At 72.2% G+C, this 18,869-nt stretch carries 2 protein-coding genes; both read left to right on the forward strand.

The window, feature by feature from the left end:
• Window positions 1-322: 322 nt before the first annotated feature.
• Window positions 323-7,057 carry a type I polyketide synthase gene (locus B1H19_RS30735; RefSeq protein WP_083107963.1) on the forward strand — a complete coding sequence of 2,245 codons (6,735 nt, stop codon included), beginning with the start codon at window positions 323-325 and terminating at the stop codon, window positions 7,055-7,057.
• Between the two features lie 67 nt (window positions 7,058-7,124).
• The gene (locus tag B1H19_RS30740; protein WP_472573294.1) at window positions 7,125-18,851 is read left to right on the forward strand and encodes an SDR family NAD(P)-dependent oxidoreductase; all 11,727 of its coding nucleotides are present in this window, start codon (window positions 7,125-7,127) and stop codon (window positions 18,849-18,851) included.
• Window positions 18,852-18,869 lie beyond the last annotated feature (18 nt).

Consider the following 18,869-nt stretch of genomic DNA (forward strand, 5'->3'; position numbering starts at 1 on the left):
GATTCCGGCGGTCCCCCGCCCCGCCGCCGCCTGCCGCCACGGTGTCCCACCTGCGCTCTTCTCTCCGGCGCGGTAATTGACCGGTACGGCCCCGGCAGCGCCAGAAAACCCCTATGGCCCGGCATACGCGCCGGGCTTTTTCCTTTATTCGGGTGGGGGAGTAGGGGACGTTAGGGGTGGGTGACGGTGATCGTTCTCCCTAGCATCGGTGTTCGACACATGTGATCCGGCCCGGTCCCTTCGTCGTCTCCTCGTCAAGCCGCCCGGGTGTCCGGCGCTGTCGAACCCGTCGAACCCGTAGAGAGACACAGAGGGGGCACCAGTGCGTGCAGAGCTGGACCGGATGCCGGTGTTCGAGCGGCAGCGCATACTGCTGCGCCTGGTGTGCGACGGGGCCGCCGAGGTGCTGGAGCGGGACGCCGGAGCCATCGGGCCCGGGGCCTCCTTCGTGGACCAAGGGCTCGGCTCGATGGCCGCGGTGGAACTGCACCGGCGGCTCACCGCGGCCACCGGGCTCGCCCTGCCGGTGACCGTGGTCTTCGACCACCCCACGCCGCAGGCCCTCGCCGACGAGCTGTACGGACGACTCTACGGCCGGAGCGCGGCCGAGGCGGCGGGCGAAGCCGGGACCGCGGCGGGCGGCGAGGGCGGCGCGGCGGGCGATCCGCAGGAGCCGGTGGCGATCGTCGGCATGGCCTGCCGGCTGCCCGGGGACATCACCTCTCCCGAGGAGCTGTGGCGGCTGCTGCTCGACGGCGGCGAGGCGCTCTCCGACTTCCCCGTCAACCGGGGCTGGGACGTCGACGGCCTGTACGACCCCGACCCGGACCGGCCCGGCCGCACCTATACGACGCGCGGTGGATTCCTGCACGATGCGCCGGAGTTCGACGCGGAGTTCTTCGGGATCTCGCCGCGGGAGGCGACGGCGACCGACCCGCAGCAGCGGCTGCTGCTGGAGGTCACCTGGGAGAGCCTGGAGCGCGCCGGCATCAGCCCGGCGGCGCTGCGCGGCACGCCCGTGGGCGTCTTCACCGGCGTGGAGAACCACGAGTACGGACCGGGTCTGGCGCATGTCGGCGGCGGGCTCGAAGGCCATCTGCTGACCGGTACCGCGGCGAGCCTCGCCTCGGGCCGGGTGGCGTATGCCTACGGCTTCGAGGGCCCGGCGATCACCGTCGACACCGCATGCTCGTCGTCGCTGGTGGCCCTGCACATGGCGGCGCAGTCCCTGCGGCGCGGTGAATGCCGGCTCGCGCTGGCCGGCGGTGCGGCGGTGATGGCGAGCCCTGGTGGCTTCCTGGCGTTCTCCCGCCAGCGCGGGCTGGCCGCCGACGGCCGGTGCAAGGCGTTCTCGGCCGATGCCGACGGGACCGGCTGGGCGGAGGGCGTCGGCGTCCTCGTCGTCGAGCGGCTGTCCGACGCCGAACGCCACGGGCACCGGGTGCTGGCCGTACTGCGCGGTTCGGCCGTCAACTCCGACGGCGCCTCCAACGGCCTGACGGCGCCGAGTGGTCCGGCGCAGCAGCGGGTGATCCGCAGCGCGCTGGCCGACGCCGGGCTGGCCGCCGCGGACGTGGACGCCGTGGAGGCGCACGGCACCGGAACGGCGCTGGGCGACCCGATCGAGGCGCAGGCACTGCTGGCCACCTACGGCCAGGACCGGCCGACCGACCGGCCGCTGCGCCTCGGGTCGGTCAAGTCGAATCTGGGGCACACCCAGGCGGCGGCCGGTGTCACCGGAGTCATCAAGACCGTGCTGGCGCTCCGGCACGGCCTGCTGCCGCGCACCCTGCACCTCGCCGAACCGACCCCGCACGTGGACTGGTCGTCGGGTGCGGTGGAGCTGCTGACCGAGGCCGCGCCCTGGCCGGAGACCGGCCGGCCGCGCCGGGCGGCCGTCTCGTCGTTCGGGGTGAGCGGCACCAATGCCCACGTCATCCTGGAGGCCGCCGTCCCGGCGGAGCCCGACCCGCCCGCCGGGGAGGCAACGGACGGCGAGCGGGACGACGTCCTGCCCTTCGCCGTCTCGGGCAACGGCCCGGCCGGGCTCCGGGCGCAGGCCGAACGGCTGGCCGGCTTCCTCGACGCGCGCCCGGACCTCCGCCCGGCGGACGTCGCCCATGCGCTCGCGACCACCCGCGCCCACTTGACGGACCGGGCGGTCGCGGTCGCCGCCGACCGCGCCGAACTCACCGCCGCCCTCCGCACGTTCGCCGCCGAGGGCAGCGCCCCCGGCGTGGTGACCGGCACCCCGGCGGGCGGCGGCCTGGCGTTCCAGTTCACCGGCCAGGGCAGCCAGCGGCTCGGTATGGGCCGGGAGCTGTATGCGCGGTTCCCCGTGTTCCGGCAGGCGTTCGACGACGCCTGCTCCGCGCTCAACGCCTTCGTCGACCGACCGGTCGAATCCGTGGTGTTCGGGGACGACGCCGACCTCCTCCACCGCACCGAGTACACCCAGCCCGCCCTGTTCGCCTTCGAGGTGGCGCTGTTCCGCCTGGTCGAGTCGTGGGGCGTGACGCCCGACTTCCTGGTGGGGCATTCGATCGGGGAGTTGGTGGCCGCTCATGTCTCGGGGGTGCTGGATCTGCCGGACGCCGCTCTGCTGGTGGCCACCCGCGGCCGACTGATGCAGGAACTGCCCGAGGGCGGGGCGATGGCCGCCATCGAGGCGACCGAGGAGGAGATCGCACCCGAACTCGCCGAGCACACCGGCGCGCTCGGGCTCGCCGCGATCAACGGACCGCGCTCCGTGGTGGTCTCGGGGGACGAGCGGCCGGTGCTCGATCTGATGGCGTCATGGCAGGCCCGCGGTCGCCGCACCCGCCGGTTGACCGTCAGCCACGCCTTCCACTCCCCGCGGATGGACCCGATGCTGGCCGAATTCCGCTGGGTCGCCCGCGTGGTGTCGTACGCGGCGCCGCGCATCCCGATCGTCTCCAATGTGACCGGCCGGGTGCTCACCGCCGAGGAGATCGGCGACCCCGAGTACTGGGTGCGCCATGTCCGCGAACCCGTCCGGTTCGCCGACGCCGTCGCGCTGCTCGCCGGCTCCGGCGTGTCCACCTTCCTCGAACTCGGCCCGGACGGTGTGCTGTCGGGCCTCGGGCAGAGCTGCCTGGACGACGGCGTAGCCGCCTTCCTCCCCGCCGTACGGGCGAAGGGGCCCGAGGTCACCACGCTCCTCACCGCGCTCGCCGGCCTGCACACCCGGGGCGTTGCGGTGGACTGGGCCGCGGCGCTGCCCGCCGGGGACCGGCCCCGCTCCTCCGTGGCGCCGGAGCTGCCGACGTATGCGTTCCGGCGCAAGCACTTCTGGCTTGAGGCCGGAACACCGGCGGGAGATCTGGCGTCGGCCGGACTCGGCGATGCCGGACACCCGTTGCTCAGTGCCGTCGTCACGCTGCCCGATACCCAGGACACCGTGCTCACCGGCCGGATTTCGCTCCGTACGCACCCCTGGCTGGCCGACCACGCCGTACTGGGCACCGTGCTCTTCCCCGGCACGGCCTGGGTCGAGCTGTTCACCCGCGCCGGGGACGAGACCGGCTGCGCCCGTATCGACGAGCTGACCCTGACCGCGCCTCTGGTGGTGCCGGAGCGGGGCGGGGTCTCGCTGCGGCTGGTGGTGCGGGCGGCCGGCGAGTCCGGCACCCGTCACGTCATGGCGTACTCCCGCGGCGACGGCGACGAGACCTGGACCTGCCATGCCGTCGGCGTGCTGGCCCCGGGCGGCCCGGTACCGCAGGCGGCGCCGGCGGTCTGGCCGCCGGAAGGCGCCGAACGGATCGAGCTGACCGGCTTCTACGACCGGCTCGCCGAGGGCGGTTACGGGTACGGACCCCTCTTCCGGGGCCTGCGTGCCGCATGGCGGCGGGATGCCGAGGTCTACGCCGAGGTCGCGCTGCCCGACGCGGCACAGGCGGCCGGGTTCGGCCTGCACCCCGCGCTGTTCGACGCCGTCCTGCACGCGGGCATCCTCGCCGAGAAGGACACCGGGGTCGCCCTGCCGTTCTCCTGGCGCGGGGTGGAGCTCCACGGCGTGGGGGTACCGGTCCTGCGCGTCCGGATCGTGCCCGAGGACGACGACGCGGTGGCGATCACCCTCACCGACGAGACCGGCGGACCGGTCGCCTCCGTGGCGGCCCTGGTGTCGCGGCCGGTCGACGCGGCCGCCCTGGAGCGGACCCCCTCCGGCACCGACGCGCTGTACCGCACCGAGTGGACGCCGCTGCCGGGCGCACTGGAGGCGCCGGCGGTGCGCGGGGTGACTGTCGGCCCCGACGCACTGGACCTCGGGTTCGCCACCTGCACCAGCCTGGAGGACATCGGGGAGGTGCCGGACCTGGTGTTCGTGCCGTTCGGCGGCGGACCCGCGGCGGATCGCGCCCGTGCGGCCGAGCGCGGCCGCACCGTCGATCCCGACGCCGTGCACACGGCCCTCAGCCGCGCGCTCGGGTTGCTCCAGGCGTGGCTCGCCGACGAGCGGTTCGCCGGCTCGCAGCTGGTCTTCGTCACCTGCGGGGCGGTGTCGCCCGAGTCCGGCGAGCGCCTCACGGACCTCGTCCATGCCCCGCTGTGGGGGCTGGTGCGCTCGGCGCAGGCGGAGAATCCCGGCAGCTTCCTGCTGGCCGATATCGACGCAACGGCGGACAGCCGGCGTGCGCTCCCCGCCCTGGCGTCCTGCGGCGAACCGGAACTCGCGCTGCGGCACGGCAAACCGTCCGCGCGCAGGCTCGCACGCACCGGGACGGACGCCCTGGAGCCCCCGGCCGGTACCGCGCACTGGCGGCTGGACGCCCCGGTCCGCGGCACCCTGGAGAGCCTCCGGCTGACCCCCGCACCGACGGCCGCCGCGCCGCTGCCCGCGGACCATGTGCGCCTCGCGGTGCGCGCCGCGGGCATGAACTTCCGCGATGTCGTCTCGCTGCTGGGCATGGCGGCGTCCGAGGACGTCCTGGGCTATGAGGCCGCCGGCGTGGTGACCGAAATCGGCGCGGCGGTCACCGGCCTGGCGGTCGGCGATCGCGTACTGGGCCTGGTCGGCGGCGGCTTCGGACCAGTGGCGGTGGCCCCGCGCGACCTCGTCGTACCGATACCGCCCGGCTGGGACTTCGCGGACGCCGCCGCCGTACCCCTCGTCTACGCGACCGCGCTGTACGCCTGGGACGACCTGGCCCAGGTGCGGACCGGGCAGCGGGTACTGGTCCATGCCGGTGCGGGCGGTGTCGGCATCGCCGCGATCCGGCTGGCGCTGCACCGGGGCTGTGAGGTGTTCGCGACGGCGAGTCCGTCGAAGTGGGAGGTGCTGCGGTCGCTGGGAGTCGCCGACGATCACCTCGCGTCGTCGCGTGATCTGGACTTCGCGGAGAAGTTCCTCGCCGTGACCGAGGGCGCCGGAATGGACGCCGTACTCAACTCCCTGACCGGCGAGTTCGTGGACGCCTCGCTGCGCCTGCTGCCGAACGGCGGCCACTTCGTCGAGATGGGCAAGACCGACATCCGGGACGCCGCCGAGGTCGAGGCCCGGAACCCCGGTGTCCACTACCGCGCATTCGACCTGATCGACGCCGGACCCGAACGCCTCCAGCAACTGCTGCTCACCCTCACCGAGTTGCTCACCGACGGCGTCCTGGCCGCGATGCCGGTACAGGCGTGGGATGTGCGGCGTGCCGTCGAGGCGTTCCGGTTTATGAGTCGGGCGCGGCATGTAGGGAAGTTGGTGTTGACGGTTCCGCGGGGGGTGGATTCTGCGGGGACGGTGGTGGTGACCGGTGGTGTGGGTGCGCTGGGTGGTTTGGTGGCGCGTCATTTGGTGGCTGTGCATGGGGTGCGGCATGTGGTGTTGACGGCGCGTCGGGGTTTGGCGACTGCGGGGGCTGCTGATCTGGTGGCCGAGTTGGAGTCGTTGGGTGCGGTTTCGGTGTCGGTGGTGGCGTGTGATGTGGCGGATCGGGATGCGGTGGCGGGGGTGTTGGCGGGGGTTTCTGCTGATGCTCCGTTGACGGGTGTGGTGCATGCGGCGGGTGTGTTGGATGACGGTCTGGTGGGTTCGTTGTCGTCGGAGCGGTTGGCGACGGTGTTGCGGCCGAAGGTCGACGGTCTGGTCCATCTGGACGAGCTGACCCGTGAACGCGGCGATGACCTCTCCCTGTTCGTGGCGTTCTCGTCGACGGCAGCGACACTGGGCGCCCCCGGCCAGAGCGGCTATGCGGCGGCGAACACCTTCCTCGACGCCCTGATGGAAACGCGCCGCGCGGCCGGTCTGCCGGGCACCTCGATCGCCTGGGGACTGTGGGAACAGAGCAGCGGCGGCATGACCGCGCATCTGTCGGACGCGGACCTCGAACGGCTGGCGCGCGGCGGTGAGATACCCCTGCCGACGGACCTGGGTCTGCGGCTCTTCGACGAGGCCGTACGGGCGCCGTGGCCGGTGACGACCGCATGCGGGCTGGACCTGCCCGCGGTGCGGGCATCGGGCACCGTCCCCGCCGTACTCCGTACGCTCGCCGGCCCGATGCGGCGCCAGGCGGTCACCGTGACCACCGAACGCTCATGGGCCGAGCGGCTCGCCGAACTCCCGCCGGCCGACCGGGAACGGTTCGCGGTCGACGAGATCCGCCGCCAGGTCGCCCTGGTCCTCGGGCACGGCAGCGGCGGTGACGTACCGGTGTCGGTGGCGTTCAAGGACCTGGGCTTCGACTCCCTCACGGCGGTCGAACTGCGCAACCGCCTCCAGACCAGCACCGGCCTCCGGCTGCCGGCCACCCTCGTCTTCAACCAGCCGAACGCGGCGGCCCTGGCCTCCTACCTGATCACCGAACTGCTGCCGGACGAGCCCGCACCGGCCGCCGACCCGACCGAGGCGGCCCTCCAAGCGGCCCTGGCGAAAACCCCGTTGGCGCGATTCGCCGACGCGGGCGTCCTGGACGCGCTCCTCGCGCTGACCGGACTGTCCGCGGCCGCGCCCGCCTCCGACGAGACCGGGGCGATCGACGGCATCGACGACCTCGACACCGACAGCCTCATCGCGCTGGCGCTGAACGAGTCCGAGTCCTGACTCCTGATCCCGTGACCCCCTGACCCCGGTCCCCGAAACACCTGGTCCCCCCGAACACCTGCGAAATGTGGAGCAAGAAATGACGACGTCCGACAACCGGCTTGTCGATGCACTGCGCACGTCGCTGAAGGAGACGGAACGGCTCAGGCAGCAGAACCACAAGCTGATCTCGGCCGCGCGCGAGCCGATCGCGATCGTGGGGATGGCCTGCCGGTTCCCGGGGGGCGTGGGGTCGCCGGAGGAGTTGTGGCGGCTGGTGGCCGACGGTGTTGACGGGATGTCGGCGTTCCCGGAGGACCGCGGCTGGGACGTGGAGGGCCTGTACGACCCGGATCCGGACCGGCCGGGTACGTCGTATGTCCGGGAGGGTGGCTTCCTTGCCGACGCCGGTGGTTTTGATCCGGCGTTCTTCGGGATCTCCCCGCGTGAGGCGGTGGCGATGGACCCGCAGCAGCGCCTGGTCCTGGAGGTGTCGTGGGAGGCGCTGGAACGGGCCTCCCTGGACCCCGGCAGCCTTCGGGGCTCGGCGACCGGCGTATTCATGGGCGTGATCGACAACGCCTACACCAAGCGGCTCCAGTCCGTCCCCGACGACATCGAACCCTTCCTCGGCAACGGCGGCACCAGCAGCATCGTCTCCGGCCGGGTGGCCTACTCGTTCGGGCTGGAGGGCCCGGCGCTGAGCGTGGACACGGCCTGCTCGTCGTCGCTCACGGCGCTGCACCTGGCCGTGCAGTCGCTGCGGCGCGGAGAGTGCAGCATGGCCCTGGCCGGCGGCGTCACGATCATGGCGCATCCCGACGACTTCGTGGACTTCTCGCGTCAGCGTGGTTTGGCGGCGGACGGCCGGTGCAAGGCGTTCGCGGCCGCTGCGGACGGTACGGGCTGGTCGGAGGGTGTGGGCGTGCTCGTGGTGGAGCGGCTGTCGGATGCCGAACGGCTGGGGCACCGGGTCCTGGCCGTCGTCCGCGGCACCGCCGTCAACCAGGACGGTGCGTCGAACGGCTTGACGGCGCCGAACGGTCCGTCGCAGGAGCGGGTGATCCGGGCGGCGTTGGTCGATGCCCGGCTGGACACGGCGGATGTCGATGTGGTGGAGGCGCATGGCACCGGTACGACGTTGGGCGACCCGATCGAGGCGCAGGCGTTGCTGGCCACGTATGGGCAGGGGCGGTTGCCTGAACTGCCGTTGTGGTTGGGGTCGTTGAAGTCGAATATCGGTCATGCGATGGCTGCTGCGGGTGTCGGTGGTGTCATCAAGATGGTGATGGCGCTGCGGCATGGTGTGCTGCCGAAGACGTTGCATGTGGATGCGCCGTCGGCGCAGGTGGACTGGGCGTCGGGGGCGGTCGAGCTGCTGACGGAGGCGCGGGAGTGGCCGGAGACGGACCGGCCGCGCCGGGCCGGGGTGTCGTCGTTCGGCATCAGTGGGACGAATGCGCATGTGGTGTTGGAGCAGGCGCCAGAGGTTGATGAGCAGGCGTCGGTGGGTGATGAGCCGGTGGCCGGTGGTGTGGTGCCGTGGGTGGTGTCGGCTCGGTCGGGTGTGGCGTTGCGGGAGCAGGCTGCGCGGTTGGCGGAGTGGGTGAGTGATGCGCCGGGGGCGTCTCCGGTGGATGTGGCCGCGTCGTTGGTGCGCTCGCGTTCCGTCTTTGATCACCGTGCGGTCGTGGTCGGTGAGACCCGGGAGGGCTTGCTGGAGCGCCTTGCCGAGGTGGCTGAGGAGACGGTCGGGGGTTCCGGCGGCTCTGTTGGTGCGGGTGTGGTGTTTGTGTTCCCGGGTCAGGGGGCGCAGTGGGTGGGCATGGCGCGTGAGTTGGTGGTGCAGTCGCCGGTGTTCGCGGAGGCGTTGGCCGAGTGTGGCCGGGCGTTCGAGGGCCTGGTGGACTGGTCGCTGGATGAAGCCCTCGGTGACGAGGTGTTGCTGGGCCGGGTGGATGTGGTCCAGCCGGTGCTGTTTGCGGTGATGGTGTCGTTGGCGGCGGTGTGGCGTTCGGTGGGTGTCGAGCCGGCCGCGGTGGTGGGTCATTCGCAAGGGGAGATTGCCGCGGCATGCGTTGCCGGGGCGCTTTCGTTGGAGGATGCGGCGCGGGTGGTGGTGCTGCGGTCGCAGGCGATCGCTCGCACGCTGGCCGGGCGTGGCGGGATGGTGTCGGTTGCGCAGGGGGTGGAGGCGGTCCGGGAGCGGATCGCTGCCTGGGGCGAGGCGATATCTGTTGCCGCGGTGAACGGCCCGTCCTCGGTCGTCGTATCCGGTGAGCCGGGTGCGCTGGATGAGCTGATGGCCGCGTGTGAGGCGGAGGGTGTCCGGGCGCGTCGCATCGCGGTCGATTACGCCTCGCATTCCGCGCAGGTGGACGTCCTTCGTGACGAACTCCTGGAGGTTCTGTCGTCGATCCGGCCGCGGGAGTCGGCTGTTCCGTTGCTGTCGACGGTGACGGGTGACTGGCTGGACACCTCCACGATGGATGCGGCGTACTGGCACCGCAATCTGCGTCAGACGGTCGAGTTCGAGACGGCGACGTCGGCCCTCGCCGAGCAGGGTTTCGGGCTCTTCGTCGAGGTGAGCCCGCACCCCGTCCTGACGTTCGCGATCCAGGACACGCCGGCTGTGGGGACGCTGCGCCGCGATGAGGGGGGTTGGGCCCGGTTCCTGGCCTCGGCCGGTGAGGCGTTCGCCCATGGTGCCGACGTCGACTGGGCGGGGATCCTCCCGGCCGGGGCGGCAACCGTCGACCTGCCCACCTACCCCTTCCAACACCAGCACTACTGGCTCGACAGCACGCCGACGACCGGCGACGTATCCGCCGCGGGCCTCCAGGCCGCCGAACACCCGCTGCTCGGTGCCGTGGTCGCGCTGCCCGGTTCCGAAGGCGTCGTGCTGACCGGGCGGCTCTCGCTGCGGTCCCAGCCGTGGCTTGCCGAACACGCCGTGCTCGATTCGGCGCTGCTGCCCGGTACCGCGTTCGTGGAGCTGGCCGTGCGGGCCGCGGACGAGGTGGGCTGCGGCCAGGTCGAGGAACTCACGCTGATGGCGCCGCTGGTACTGCCCGAGCGCGACGGTGTCTCGCTGCGGGTGGTCGTCGGCGCGGCGGACGAGACCGGCCGTCGCGAGATCACCATCCACTCCCGGGTGTCGGACGATCACGACTGGACGTGCCATGCGACGGGCCTGCTGGGTCTGGGGACCCGCGCGCCCCTGTCCGACCTGGGGGTCTGGCCGCCCGCGGGGGCGGAGCGGGTGGACCTCGACGGTCACTACGACCGGCTGGCCGAGGAGGGCTACGGCTACGGCGCGGCCTTCCGCGGCCTGCGGGACGCCTGGCGCCAGGGGGACGACCTCTACGCCGAAGTCGCCCTGCCCGAGGGAGCAGCGCAGGACGACGCCGTCGCCTTCGGTCTGCACCCGGCCCTCTTCGACGCCGCGCTGCATGTCCTCGGGGTCGTCGACACCGGCCGGCTGTCCCTGCCCTTCGCCTGGCGCGAGGTCTCGCTGCACGCCAGCGGTGCGTCGATGCTGCGGGTGCGGATCACCCGGCACGACACGGACTCGTACGGTCTCCAACTCGCCGATGCCCAGGGTGCATTGGTGGCATCCGTGGAGGCGCTGACGTTGCGACCGTTCGCCGCGGGGCAGCTGGCGGCGGTGCCCGCACAGCCCGATGCGTTGTACCGGGTGGAGTGGCCGGCCCTTCCGCCGGTGGACGGGACCGCCGCCAGGTGGCCGTCGGCGGCGGTGCTGGGCGCGCTCCCGTTCGATGTTCCCGGTGCCGTCCGGGGTGCCGCTCTCGCCGATCTGGGCGATGCGGCTGACGCGGGTGATGCGGGCGATACGGGGGGTGTGCCGGAGTTCGTCTTCACCGCCGTGCCGACGCCGTCCGACGCCGACCTGGCGACCGGCGTGCACGCCTCCTTGCGGGCGACCTTGGAACTGGTCCAGGCATGGCTGGCGGACGAGCGGTTCGCCGCCGCGAAGCTGGTGTTCGTCACGCGGGGCGCGGTGTCCGCCGAGCCGGGCGAGCGGATCACGGAACTCGCCCATGCCCCGGTCGCCGGTCTGATCCGGTCCGCGCAGTCGGAGAATCCCGACCGGTTCGTGCTGCTCGACGTCGATGCGCTCGACGAGTCCGTACGGACCGTTCCGGCAGCCCTGGCCAGCGGCGAGGCCGAACTCGTCGTCCGTGCGGGGGCGGCGCGCTGCCGCCGCCTGGTCCGGGCCGGCGCCCAGGACGCCCTGGTCCCGCCCGCCGACGGACCGTGGCGCCTCGACACGTCCGGTGGGGGAACCCTCGAAAACCTGACGCTCAACCCGGCGCCGGACGAGCGAGAACCGCTCGCGGACCGGGAGGTCCGGGTCGCGGTCCGCGCCGCGGGCGTCAACTTCCGGGACGTCGTCGCCGCGCTCGGCATGGTGCAGGTCGACGAGGTCATGGGCGGCGAGGCCGCCGGTGTGGTGACCGAGGTCGGCCCCGGCGTCACCGACCTCGCCGTCGGCGATCGCGTCACGGGCCTCTTCACCGGTGCCTTCGGCCCGGTGGCGACCACCGACCGCGGCTATCTGGTCCCGCTCCCGGACGGCTGGACGTTCGCCGAGGCGGCATCGATCCCCGTCGTGTACACCACCGCGCTGTACGGCCTGGTCGACCTGGCACATGTACGGGCGGGACAGCGGGTGCTGATCCACGCTGGTGCGGGCGGTGTCGGCATGGCCGCGATCCAGCTGGCGCGCCACTGGGGCTGTGAGGTGTTCGCGACGGCGAGTCCGGCGAAGTGGGAGGTGCTGCGGTCGCTGGGGCTCACCGACGATCACATCGCGTCGTCGCGTGATCTGGACTTCGCGGACAAGTTCCTCGCCGTGACCAAGGGCGAGGGCGTCGATGTCATCCTCAACTCCCTCGCCGGGGAGTTCATCGAGGCTTCGCTGCGACTGCTGCCCCGCGGTGGTCACTTCCTGGAGATGGGCAAGACGGACATCCGCGATCCGCAGGAGATCGCGGCCCAGCACGCCGGTGTCCGTTACGCGGCCTACAACCTTCCCGACTTCGCGCTCGACCGTACCCGGGAGATCCTCGCCGAGATCGCGGACCTCTTCGCTCAGGGCGCCCTGCGGCACATGCCCGTGCTGGCGTGGGATGTGCGCCGGGCAGCCGAGGCGTTCCGGTTTATGAGTCGGGCGCGGCATGTGGGGAAGTTGGTGTTGACGGTTCCGCGGGGGGTGGATTCTGCGGGGACGGTGGTGGTGACCGGTGGTGTGGGTGCGCTGGGTGGTTTGGTGGCGCGTCATTTGGTGGCTGTGCATGGGGTGCGGCATGTGGTGTTGACGGCGCGTCGGGGGTTGGCGACTGCGGGGGCTGCTGATCTGGTGGCCGAGTTGGAGTCGTTGGGTGCGGTTTCGGTGTCGGTGGTGGCGTGTGATGTGGCGGATCGGGATGCGGTGGCGGGGGTGTTGGCGGGGGTTTCGGCTGATGCTCCGTTGACGGGTGTGGTGCATGCGGCGGGTGTGTTGGATGACGGTCTGGTGGGTTCGTTGTCGTCGGAGCGGTTGGCGACGGTGTTGCGGCCCAAGGTCGACGGTCTGGTCCATCTGGACGAGCTGACCCGTGAACGCGGCGATGACCTCTCCCTGTTCGTGGCGTTCTCGTCTGCCGCGGCGACGCTGGGGGCCGCGGGTCAGAGTGGCTATGCGGCGGCGAACACCTTCCTCGACGCCCTGATGGAGTCGCGCCGCGCGGCCGGTCTGCCGGGGACCTCGATCGCCTGGGGATTCTGGGAGCAGCGCAGCGGTATGACCGCGCATCTGTCGGACGCGGACGTCGAACGGATGACGCGCGCCGGTGAAGTACCGCTGTCGACGGACCTGGGTCTGCGACTGTTCGACGCCGCCGCCGATTCGGCCTGGCCGGTGATGACCGCGTTCGGGCTGGACCTGGCCGCGGTGCGCGCATCCGGCGCGGTACCGGCCGTACTGCGCACGCTCGCCGGCCCGGTACGCAGCCGTGCCGCGGCGGCCTCGGGCGAACGCCTCTGGGCCGACCGGGTGGCCGGGCTCGCGCCCGCCGAGCGCGAGCGCTGGGTGAGCGAAGAGGTACGCCGCCAGGTCGCGGTGGTGCTCGGCCACGGCGCCGGTGGCGACGTACCGGTGTCGGTGGCGTTCAAGGACCTGGGCTTCGACTCCCTCACGGCGGTCGAACTGCGCAACCGCCTCCAGACCAGCACCGGACTCCGGCTGTCCGCCACCCTCGTCTTCGACTACCCCAATCTGCGGGCACTCGCCCGCTATCTCGTCACCCAGGTCGCCGGCGACGACCAACTCCCCGCGCCGGAAGGGCCGACGGAACCGCGGGTGTCCACCGGCGACGGTGCGGAGCCGATCGCGATCGTGGGTATGGCCTGCCGGTTCCCGGGGGGTGTGGGGTCGCCGGAGGAGTTGTGGCGGCTGGTGGCCGATGGTGTCGATGGGATGTCGGCGTTCCCGGAGGACCGAGGCTGGGATGTGGAGGGTCTTTACGACCCGGATCCGGACCGGCCGGGTACGTCGTATGTCCGGGAGGGCGGCTTCCTTGCCGACGCCGGTGGTTTTGATCCGGCGTTCTTCGGGATCTCCCCGCGTGAGGCGGTGGCGATGGACCCGCAGCAGCGCCTGGTCCTGGAGGTGTCGTGGGAGGCGCTGGAACGGGCCTCCCTGGACCCGACATTGCTCGCCGGGACCGAAACCGGCGTGTTCATGGGCATCATCCACAACGACTACACGACGAGTGTCCCGTCACCGCCGGAGGACGTACAGCCGTTCCTCGGCAACGGGGGCTTCACGAGCGTGGCCTCGGGCCGGGTGGCCTACTCCTTCGGGCTGGAGGGCCCGGCGGTGAGCGTGGACACGGCCTGCTCGTCGTCGCTCACGGCGCTGCACCTGGCCGTGCAGTCGCTGCGGCGCGGAGAGTGCACCATGGCCCTGGCGGGCGGTGCCTCGGTGATGGCCACGCCGGTGTCGTTCACGGACTTCTCACGTCAGCGTGGTCTGGCGGCGGACGGCCGGTGCAAGGCGTTCGCGGCCGCTGCGGACGGCACGGGCTGGTCCGAGGGCGTGGGCGTGCTCGTGGTGGAGCGGCTGTCGGATGCCGAACGGCTCGGGCACCGGGTCCTGGCCGTCGTCCGCGGCACCGCCATCAACCAGGACGGTGCGTCGAACGGTCTGACGGCGCCGAACGGTCCGTCGCAGGAGCGGGTGATCCGGGCGGCTTTGGCCGATGCCAGGCTGACCACGCAGGACGTCGATGTGGTGGAGGCGCATGGCACCGGTACGACGTTGGGCGACCCGATCGAGGCGCAGGCGTTGCTGGCCACGTATGGGCAGGGGCGGTTGCCTGAACTGCCGTTGTGGTTGGGGTCGTTGAAGTCGAACATCGGTCATGCGATGGCTGCGGCGGGTGTCGGTGGGGTCATCAAGATGGTGATGGCGCTGCGGCATGGTGTGCTGCCGAAAACGTTGCATGTGGATGCGCCGACGCCACAGGTGGACTGGGCATCCGGCGCGGTGGAACTGCTGACGGAGGCGCGGTCGTGGCCCGAGGTGGAGCGGGTGCGCCGGGCCGGGGTGTCGGCCTTCGGGATCAGTGGGACGAATGCGCATGTGGTGTTGGAGCAGGCGCCGAAGGTTGAGGAGCAGGCTGAGCCGGTTGTGGGTGAGCCGGTGGTGCCGTGGGTGGTGTCGGCTCGGTCGGGTGTGGCGTTGCGGGAGCAGGCTGCGCGGTTGGCGGAGTGGGTGAGTGAGGAGCCGGGGGTGTCTCCGGTGGATGTGGCCGCGTCGTTGGTGCGCTCGCGTTCCGTCTTCGATCACCGTGCGGTGGTGGTGGGTGAGACCCGGGAAGCGCTCGTCGAGCAGCTTGCGGGGGTGGCCGACGGGGTCGTTGGTGGCTCCGGTGGGTCTGTTGGTGCGGGTGTGGTGTTTGTGTTCCCGGGTCAGGGGGCGCAGTGGGTGGGCATGGCGCGTGAGTTGGTGGTGCAGTCGCCGGTGTTCGCTGAGGCGTTGGCCGAGTGTGGCCGGGCGTTTGAGGGGTTGGTGGACTGGTCGCTTGATGAGGCTCTAGGGGATGAGGTGTTGCTGGGCCGGGTGGATGTGGTCCAGCCGGTGTTGTTTGCGGTGATGGTGTCGTTGGCGGCGGTGTGGCGTTCGGTGGGTGTCGAGCCGGCCGCGGTGGTGGGTCATTCGCAAGGGGAGATTGCCGCGGCATGCGTTGCCGGGGCGTTGTCGTTGGAGGATGCGGCGCGGGTGGTGGTGCTGCGGTCGCAGGCGATCGCTCGCACGCTGGCGGGGCGTGGCGGGATGGTGTCGGTCGCGCAGGGTGTGGAGGCGGTCCGGGAGCGGATCGCTGCCTGGGGTGACGCAATATCGATCGCGGCGGTGAACGGCCCGTCCTCGGTCGTCGTATCCGGTGAGCCGGGTGCGCTGGATGAGCTGATCGCTGCGTGTGAGGCGGAGGGTGTCCGGGCGCGTCGTATCGCGGTCGATTACGCCTCGCATTCCGCGCAGGTGGACGTCCTTCGTGACGAACTCCTGGAGGTTCTGTCGTCGATCCGGCCGCGGGCGTCGGCTGTTCCGTTGCTGTCGACGGTGACGGGTGACTGGCTGGACACCTCCACGATGGATGCGGCGTACTGGCACCGTAATCTGCGTCAGACGGTGGAGTTCGAGACGGCGACGTCGGCCCTCGCCGAGCAGGGTTTCGGGCTCTTCGTCGAGGTGAGCCCGCACCCCGTCCTGACGTTCGCGATCCAGGACACGCCGGCTGTGGGGACGCTGCGCCGTGACGAGGGGGGTTGGGGCCGGTTCCTGGCCTCGGCTGGTGAGGCGTTCGCCCATGGTGCCGACGTCGACTGGGCGGGGATCCTCCCGGCCGGGGCGGCAACCGTCGATCTGCCCACCTACCCCTTCCAACACCAGCACTACTGGCTCGAGAACACCGGAATGTCGGGAGACGTCGGCTCCGCCGGTCTCGGTGCGGCGGACCACGCCCTGCTCGGTGCCGTCGTGCCGCTCGCGGACTCCGACGGGCTGGTGTTCACCGGGCGGCTCTCGCTGCGCTCGCACCCCTGGCTGGCCGACCACGCCGTACGCGGGGCCGTCTACCTGCCCGGTACCGCGTTCGTGGAGCTGGCTGTGCGGGCCGCGGACGAGGCGGGGTGCACCGGAGTCGACGAACTCACCCTGGCCACGCCGCTGGTGCTCGGTGCGCGTGACCGCGTCCAGCTACAGGTCACCGTCGGTGGTCCGGACGAGTCCGGCCGCCGGCCGGTCACCGTGCACTCCCGGCCGGACGAGCTGCCGGACCGACCGTGGACGCTGCATGCCACGGGTCTTCTCGGCACCGGCAGCACCCCGCCTCCGGCGGATCTGAGCGCCTGGCCGCCGAAGGGGGCCGCCGCGCTCGATATCGACGGTCTGTACGAGCAGTTGGCGGACGAGGGGTACGAGTACGGCCCCGCCTTCCGGGGTGTGCGGGCCGCCTGGCGCGAGGGTGACGAGGTCTACGCCGAGGTGTCGTTGCCCGAGGAGGCCGCCACCGGCGGATTCACCCTCCACCCCGCGCTGTTCGATGCGGCGCTGCATGCGCTGGGCATCGAGGACGGCACCGGCGACGTACGGGTGCCGTTCGCCTGGAAGGGCGTCGTCGTGCATGCCACCGGCGCCAGGGTGCTGCGGGTGCGGATCACCCGCGGGGACGAGGACCGGCTGACGCTGGCCGCAGCCGATGGCACCGGAGCCCCCGTGGTCTCGGTGGCGGAACTCGCCATGCGGGTACTGCCCGAGGCGGTCTCGGCAGCGCCCGCCGGGGAACCGCTGTACCGGGTCGACTGGACGCCGCTGGTGGACCCGGCCGACCCGCTGGACCGGGTGCCGACGGGCCCGTGGGCGGTACTGGGACCGGACGGGCCGGCACTCCGGCAGGCCCGCACCGCCGCGACGGCCGACACGTACCCGGATCTGGACGCCCTCCTATCGGCCCTCGACGCCGGGGCCGTCGTACCGGAGACCGTCTTCGCGGTGCTGACCGGTGACGGCGCCACCGAGGGGGCAACCGGCGCGTCCGTACGGGCGGCGTCGGCCGATGCGCTCGACCTGTTGCAGAGGTGGCTCGGCGACGACCGGCTCGCGGCGACCCGGCTGGTCGTGGTGACCGTGGGCGCGGTCGCGGCCGACGGTCCGGTGAGCGACCTCGTGCATGCGCCGGTGTGGGGACTCGTCCGGTCCGCGGAGGCGGAGAATCCGGGACGGTTCGTCCTCATCGACCTCGACCTCGACCTCGATCTCGACCGGCGGGCTGCGGAGTCCGACTCCTGGCAGCTGCTCCCCGGGCTCTCCGTACTGGGCGAACCCGAACTCGCGGTACGCGGCGGCCGGGTGCTCACCCGGCGGCTGCACACCGCGGACGAACCGGCGGAGCCCGGTTTCGCCGGCTTCGCCCCCGACCGGACGGTACTCGTCACCGGTGGCACCGGAACGCTGGGCGCACTGGTCGCCCGGCACCTGGTGACCCGGCACGGGGTGCGGCATCTGCTGCTGACCAGCCGCCGTGGCCCGGCCGCCGACGGCGCGGCGGACCTGGAGGCGGAGCTTGCGGCCCTGGGTGCAGAGGTGACGATCGCCGCCTGCGACACCGCCGACGAAGACGCGGTCCGTGCGCTGCTGGCGGCGGTGCCCGCCGCACATCCGCTGACCGCCGTGGTGCACACCGCCGGTGTGCTCGACGACGGCGTCATCGGTTCGCTCGACCCCAAGCGGCTGGACACCGTCTTCCGGCCCAAGGTGGACGCCGCGCTGGTGCTGCACCACCTCACCCGGGACCTCGATCTGTCGGCCTTCGTCCTGTTCTCCTCGGCCGCCGGGGCCATCGGCGGCTCCGGCCAGGCGAACTACGCCGCCGCGAACGTCTTCCTCGATGCGCTGGCCACCGTGCGCCGGGCGGAAGGACTCCCGGCCGTATCGCTGGCCTGGGGTTTCTGGGCCGAACGCAGCGAACTCACCGGGCAGTTGGGGGAGGCCGACGTCGCGCGGATGGGGCGCTCCGGCATCGCGGCGATACCGTCCGAGACCGGCCTCGCCCTGTTCGATGCGGCGCTCGGCCGGGACGATGCGGCCCTGGTGCCGGTCCGGTTCGACCTCGTCCGGTTGCGGGCGCGGCTGGCCGAGCACGGTGACCCCGCGGTGCTGCGGGATCTCGTCCGGCTGCCGGTGCGCCGGTCCGCGGCCCGAACGGCCGATGCGGCCTCCGAGGCGGACGCTCTGGTACGGCGGCTGGCCCCGCTCGACGCGGCGGCACGCCGCAAGGCATTGGTCGAGTTGGTACGCGACCAGGTCGCCGCGGTACTGGCGCTGCCCGGCGGCCATGCGGTCGCGGTCGAGCGCGGGTTCCTGGACCTCGGGTTCGACTCGCTGATCGCGCTCGAACTGCGTAACCGGCTGAACCGGATCACCGGACTGACCCTGCCGGCCACCACGGTCTTCGACTACCCGTCGGTGGTCGCGGTGGCCGGACACCTCGCCGACCGGCTGCCGTTCGCCGAGGCCGGGGCCCCGGAGGTGGCCGATGAGATGCACCGGCTTGAGGCGGCCCTTTCGGGCGCGGTTCTCGACGCCGCCCAGCAGACGGCGGTGGCCGACCGGCTGCTGGCCCTCGCGGCCGCCGTCCGGGGCGAGGCCGGCGCCGATGGCGTCGACGGCACCGTTCACGAGGTGCTGGACGAGGCGACGGACGACGAGATGTTCGCCTACATCGACAACCAGCTCGGCCTGTCCTGAGCCGGGCCGTCACCGGAC

The sequence above is a fragment of the Streptomyces gilvosporeus genome, from assembly GCF_002082195.1.
In the GTDB taxonomy this organism is placed as follows: domain Bacteria; phylum Actinomycetota; class Actinomycetes; order Streptomycetales; family Streptomycetaceae; genus Streptomyces; species Streptomyces gilvosporeus.